5 protein-coding genes are annotated in these 6289 nt (G+C 59.5%); all 5 read right to left on the minus strand.

Features of this window, described 5'->3' with window-relative positions:
- Position 1: 1 nt before the first annotated feature.
- A complete protein-coding gene (locus AC13RE_RS22510; protein WP_488564578.1) occupies positions 2–1072 on the minus strand; it encodes an acyltransferase family protein in 1071 nt (356 codons plus the stop codon).
- A 39-nt stretch (positions 1073–1111) separates the two neighbouring features.
- Positions 1112–1927 (minus strand): galactosyl transferase, encoded by an 816-nt coding sequence (locus AC13RE_RS22515; RefSeq protein ID WP_132719442.1) that lies wholly within the window; start codon positions 1925–1927, stop codon positions 1112–1114.
- 73 nt (positions 1928–2000) lie between these two features.
- Positions 2001–3497 carry a lipopolysaccharide biosynthesis protein gene (locus tag AC13RE_RS22520; protein WP_488483869.1) on the minus strand — a complete coding sequence of 499 codons (1497 nt, stop codon included), beginning with the start codon at positions 3495–3497 and terminating at the stop codon, positions 2001–2003.
- Positions 3498–3724: 227 nt separating this feature from the next.
- Positions 3725–4354 (minus strand): J domain-containing protein, encoded by a 630-nt coding sequence (locus tag AC13RE_RS22525; RefSeq protein ID WP_015343340.1) that lies wholly within the window; start codon positions 4352–4354, stop codon positions 3725–3727.
- 279 nt (positions 4355–4633) lie between these two features.
- Positions 4634–6136, minus strand: coding sequence for a DegQ family serine endoprotease (locus AC13RE_RS22530; RefSeq protein WP_488564579.1), 1503 nt, complete (start codon positions 6134–6136; stop codon positions 4634–4636).
- Positions 6137–6289: the final 153 nt, after the last annotated feature.

Here is a 6289-nt window from a genome sequence, read left to right on the forward strand (position 1 = left end):
GTCAGCCGCGTTGGCTGGCTTCGATGCCTTTGGGAGCGCCTTTCGAGGCGCCGATATAGCGAACCAGGCTTTCCGCCAGCTTGGCCGAGATGAGGGCGATGATGGAAATCGCGACGAGATAGATCGCGATGTAGACGGGCTGCGGCAAGTGGGTATCGCGCATCAGATGCCCGTAGATCTCGGTGAAGCCGCGATGGCACATATAGATGGGATAGGAGAGATAGCCGAGAAAGATGCCGAGCCGCTGCAGCCTCTCCGGCAGCTCCAGCATCGTGCCGGCAAGGACGATGAGCGGCGAGATCAGGATGCAGAAAACAAGCGCATATTTCAGCGAATAGGTGGGGAGAAACAGCAAGATTAAGATCACCGCAATGGGCAGCAGGGCGGCATAGCTGTTCATGGTCCAGCCAATCGCTGTGCTGTTTCGAAGCCGGTAGATGATCATTCCGAGCGTGAAGGAAAAGAAGACGCGAGCAAGGCCGCCATCTACCGAGTGCCATTCCCAGCCGAGATCGAGCGATTTGTGGAAAAAAACCGAGACGATCAGCAGCGCCAGAGATGCGGCGGCTATGAGGATCAGGTTCCGCGTTTTCAATCTGAACAGCACGAGCGCGAATATGAGATTGGCCAGCAGCTCCCAAAACAGCGACCAGGCGGGGCCATTCAACGGATAAAGCGCCAAGATATCGCCTACCGACCGCGTCAGAAAACTCGGCGAAGGCAGCATGAATATGGTCGTAAGGATGCTCGCGGCAAGATCGGCCCGTCCGACACCGGATGCCTGCCAGTGCAGCAGCAATTGCACAAGGCCGTAGACGCTGCCGATGAGGAAGAGCGGATAGAGACGCGCGTAGCGAGCCTTCATGAAGGCCAGCACGGTCATGCCGCTTGCGAGTTTTTCACCATAGGCCCTGGCAATCACGAAGCCGCTGAGCACGAAGAAGAAATCGACCGCGATATAGGCCGAAGGCGCATAGGGCCTGTCGAGGTGATAGACGACGACGGCGAATGCCGCCAGCCCGCGCATCGCATCCAGGGCGGCATATCTATGTCTCGTCGTATCAGCCGGCATTGGTCGAAACCTCGTTGGGCGGAAAGGATTGCGCTTACGCTATCCGGCGGCGCGCGCGCCGAAGAACTCGTTTCTGAGGTTGCGATCGAGCGGGCGTACCCGCGAAAGGTTACCCAGGAATTGGCGGGGACTTGTCAGCACCGATCGGTTGAGGAAATGGGTCCTGATGAGATTGGAGGACTTGCTGTGGGCGCCGGCATGGCCGACCCGATAGATCGCGCCGCGGAAGGGCAGCGAGCCGAGCGGCGCGCCGGCGTCGGCCAGCAGCTTGCCAATGCGCACATGGCTGCCGAGCATGGATTTGATGTAATCAATTTCGGCGTCCTCGAAGGTCGCCGGCAAGCGATAGAGATCGGAGCGAATGATCAGCGACGTACCGCAATAATTGGCGAAGTCGTTGTGATGCATAAGCAGCCTGCCGCCTTCGTTCCAAAGATAGCCCCGGTTGATTTTCCAGCCATTGGCATCGGTATTTCGAGCTGCGAAATCGACAATGTTGGCGCTGACGAAATCATCGTCGTCGACGATCATGAAGAAACGAGTATCCCGCGCGGATAGCATGCCGCTCAATACGCGGCGGCCCTTGTCCAGCCGGAACGCATCATAGACCTTCTCGCGATCGGCGCCATTGATGTCATGCAGCTGGTTTGGCGGGAAGGTCACGCGTTCCGCCGTAAAATTCGGCGGCAGATCCGGAAGATCGGCGCCTTCATTGGCGACGACTACGCCGCGCCAGTTTTTGTTGGACTGCCCGGCGATCGATGCGATCGTTTGCGACAGCCGCCGTTTCAGCGCCGGCCAATCATTGGAATTGGCCTGATGGCGAACGGGAATGATGAACGTAACCAGTGTCATGAGGCGCCTTTCCGACTTGGTATTCTGTCGCGAGATGGAATGAGCCTTTTTCCGTCCTTGTTCGCGACGACTGCTACTGTGCCTTCGCGCGACGGCCTTGCAGCGTCGTTCGCACGAGGAAGAGGACCCTTTCCCTGCAGAAGAGAAGGATGAGGGCAGAATAGGCGAGGCCACCGACCAGGACTTCACAGATAAGGCGTTCTGCCAGGGGCTGGTTGATCAGGGCCGACGAAATTGCCAGCACAGCGACAAGCATGCCGAGATAAGCGGCAATGGGCCTCAGGAACTGACCGAAATATTCCGGTATGCTGAGGCCGATCAATCGCGACACCATCCACAACGTCACCGGCCAGAGCATCACCACTCCGAGCATGAGACCGAAGACGACGGTTGTCACCCCATATTGGTGAAGAATGAGCACGGTGAGGATCGAGACGACATTGCGCACCAACTGATAGTAGAACCACCAGTCGGATCTGCCCTGGCTGGTGATCAGGGAGGCTTGGATGATGCCGATACCGGCCATCAGGCCGATGACGCAGAAGAAACGAACCGGCCAGATGGCGGCGGCCCAGTGCGGTCCGAAGATCAGCGGAATGGCATCGTCGGCGACCGCTGCAAGCCCCATGAAGGCCGGGAAAGATACCAGCGAGCAGCCGAAAGTCGCCATGAGGAAGGCTTCGCGCACCTTGTCCTTATCATGCTGTAGCGAGGAGAGCAGCACGTGGCTGACCGAATTCAGCCCGCCCGCAACGACATTGTTGAGCATCTCGTAGAGCCGCCGGGCGAAATTATAGATACCGAGAGCAGCCGGGCTTACCAGCGTGCCGATGATCAGCTGGTCGAGATTCATGGTCTGGAGGAAGCGGTTGCCCGAGGCGAAGATGCCGTAATGCAGCAATTCGCGCAGGCTCGAGAGCTTGATCCGGAAACCCGGCAGCCATCTTGCGCCCCAGAATGCGGCAACGCAGGCAGCAGCGGGAGCGGCGATCTGGGCAATTGCAAGCGCCCATAGCCCGAAACCGGCGAAGATCAGCGCAAGACAGATGGTCGCCGAAACGGTGGTGGCGATCGCCGTGCGGGCTGCTGCGAGATGGAAGGACATCGTGCGGCCAATCAGGGCGTTTGGCACGATGATCATCATGTCGAAGAAGATTTTCAGGCCGATGATCAGCAGCAGCTTGACGATATCGTCATGTCCGACCCAATGGGCGAGAAACGGGGAAAGCAGAAACAGGGCGGCATAGAGGATTGCCGCGGAGGCGAAGGATAGCCAGAAGACCGTATCGAGGTGGCTGCGCCGAATGGATTTCTGCTGGATCAACGCCTCACCGAAGGCCGTCGGGCCGAAACCGGAAGCGAAACTGACGATGGCGAAGGCGAGTGCGACCAGGCCGAAATCCTGGGGCAGAAGAAAACGCGAGGTAACGACGAAGACCAGGCTGTTGAGTGCCGTCGGGATAAGTGTGTCCAGCGCCGACCAGAAGGCGCCTCTCAATGCGGCCCGCGATCGGTTCTCGCTCAGATGTTCAAAGACGATTTCATCCGCTTCGGAAGCCAGCAAACGCATACCTCGCCGTTTTTAGACCTTCGGCGAATGCCGGAAACACGGCACCCGCCATTGCCGCTTCGCCGTCGCTCGATGAAGCAGGACGGCGTGCTGGATGCATGATCTAGGCCAGCCCTCCGATTTGTCCAGGGAAAATTGTTGCATTGCAACATTGCGTTGCTGAAAGTGATGTGGCGATCAAGGCAAACGCGAAATTTACCTCTTCAGAGCAGTGAAAAAGTACGCGTCTACTGCGCGGCCGAGCGGATCCTTGGCTCGTCCCATTCGATTTCGGCAGCTGTTTCCGCTTCTTCCTGAGGCTCGTTCATCTCGTAAAGATAGCCTTCGAGCATGTCGCAGGCGCGTTCGCTGGCGCCGATCTTTGCTTCCGTTTCGCTGATGGCGGTGGCGATCGCCTTGATGCGGGCGCGCAGCATGTGGCCGACCACGTCTTTGCCCGGACGCTTGCCCAGCCGCTCGAGGTGAAGGCCGATTCGGTTGGAATGTCGCTCGAGCTCGCTCTTGCTGAAATTCGCCTTGCGAATTTCTTCCAGAAGGCTCGCGCGCATCTTGGCGACGGGATCGAAGGTGCCAGGTTCCCGTTCGTCCAGCACGACCTCTGTAATCAGCTTCTCGATCGCGACCAGCGCCTGCAGGTCGACGGCATCGGTCAGTTCGACATCATAGCCGGTATCGTCGAACACCTTGCGGCGTACGGGGTCGAGAAGAAGCTCGTAGGCCTTCTGCAGCCGCGCGAAAGCCTCGGTATCGCCGCCGGAATCCGGATGGGCTGCCTTCGCGCGCTTGCGATAGGCGGCCTTGATCTGCTCCTCGCCCGCATCGCGCGCAACGCCGAGAATATCGTAGGGATCAGTCACTCCAACTCCTGCCGCCGCTTATTCCTGTTTTAAGGCACAGCCGCTGATATCGCCGGAGCGGTTTAAACTTCCCGCCCGATCGTTTCAATCGGCTCCGGCGCTATTTGTACCATCACAAAGGCAGAGTTTGGACAAAAAGAGTCAGGTGTCAAAAACAGAAAGGTTTCCGTTGTGGAAAGGCGGCGTTCAGGACGTAGGCCACGTGGAGACGGCGAAACAAAACAAATTCGGCCCGCTCCGTTGCTGGAAGCGGGCCGATCATTCAATGCTCCGGATTTTTTAAGCGGCCGAGAACGGCACGGCGACGAAGGTCTTGTTGCCGTCTCGCTCGATCAGGAGCAGGACGGACTTGCGGCCATCCTTGCCGGCTTTGGCAACGGCCGTCTGCACCTCATGGGCGTTGTGGACCGGCTGATCGTTGACCGAGACGATAATGTCGCCGGTTTGGATGCCAGCCGCGGCGGCGGGCTTCTCCGGATTGACGCTGGCAACGACGGCGCCCTCGACGCCATGCGGCAGGTTCAACTGCTCACGCACATCTGGTGTGAGGTTGGCAAGGCCGACGCCTATGCTTGGCTTGTTGGAGGGCTGGACCTTGCCGTCGCCAGCATCGTTGGCAGCCTGCTTGCTGTCGTCATTGCCGCCGATGGTGACATTGACGTCCATGCTCTTGCCGTCGCGCCACAGGGTGATGGAACGCTTGTCGCCGGGAGAGAGATCGGCGACCAGCCGCGACAGATCCTTTGGCGTCTTCACGCTCTCGTTGCCGACGGCGGTGACGATGTCGCCGCTCTTGATGCCGGCGCGGGCGGCCGGGGTATCGTCATTGACGCTGGCGACAAGCGCACCCTGGGTCTGCGAGAGGCCCATGGCATTGGCGATATCCGAGGTCACCGGCTGGATGGCGACGCCGAGATAGCCGTGGTCGATCGAGCCGTTCTTCTCGAGTTTCGCGACGATCGCCTTGGCCTCGGCAGAGGGAATTGCAAAGCCGACGCCGACGCTGCCGCCGTTCGGCGAGTAGATGGCGGTGTTGATGCCGACGACATTGCCTTCGCGGTCGACCAGCGGTCCACCGGAATTGCCATGGTTGATGGGAGCATCGATCTGGATGAAATCGTCATAAGGTCCGCTGTGCAGGTCGCGGCCGCGAGCCGAGACGATGCCGGCTGTGACGGTCGTGCCGATGCCGAAGGGATTGCCTATGGCGAGAATCTGGTCGCCAAGCTTCAGCTTGTCGGAGTCACCCCAGGCGATGGTGGCGAGCGGCTTCGGCGCGTTGATCTTCAGGACGGCGAGGTCGGACTTGGCATCGGCGCCCAGCAATTTGGCCGGCAGTTCGGTGCCATCATCAAGCGTCACCTTGATATCGACGGCGTTTTGAATGACGTGGTTGTTGGTGACGATGACGCCATCCGGGCTGATGATGAAGCCGGAACCGAGCGCCATGGCGCGCTGGCTCTGCTGCTGACGCGGCATCTGCTTCGGGAAGGGGATACCCTGGTTTTCGAAGAATTGCCGGAACTGCTCGTCCATCGGCGAGCTGCTGCCTTCGGCGCTGGTATCGGTCGCCTTCATGGTGGTGGTGACGGTGACGACGGCCGGCTTGTCGGCATCGACGATCGGAGCGAAGGAGCCGCCGGGTGCGATGATGCCGGCCGGTTCGGCGGCCGAGGCGACGGTTGCGGATGTGCTGAAGGCAAAAGGCAATGCGCCGGCACCGACGATGATAGCGGCACCGACAATGGCGGCTGTGCGATGTTTGCGGAGAAGAGAAGGCATGGCAAAGTCCCTTGCGAGATCGTTGGCGGTTTGACGGCCCGTCCATATCGGGGACGAGCTTCGATTGGTCCGCGTCAATTTTGCGAGCGACTTTGTTTCCCGTTTTTACTGCGGGAAGCAAAGTATAGATTTGAATTGGCGCTTGGTGTTAAT

This window comes from Martinezella sp. CNPSo 3959 (assembly GCF_057784355.1).

Coding starts and splice junctions, on each gene's coding strand:
- AC13RE_RS22510 (WP_488564578.1), bottom strand. CDS start 1,072: ATGCCGGCTGATACGACGAGACATAGATATGCCGCCCTGGATGCGATG.
- AC13RE_RS22515 (WP_132719442.1), bottom strand. CDS start 1,927: ATGACACTGGTTACGTTCATCATTCCCGTTCGCCATCAGGCCAATTCC.
- AC13RE_RS22520 (WP_488483869.1), bottom strand. CDS start 3,497: ATGCGTTTGCTGGCTTCCGAAGCGGATGAAATCGTCTTTGAACATCTG.
- AC13RE_RS22530 (WP_488564579.1), bottom strand. CDS start 6,136: ATGCCTTCTCTTCTCCGCAAACATCGCACAGCCGCCATTGTCGGTGCC.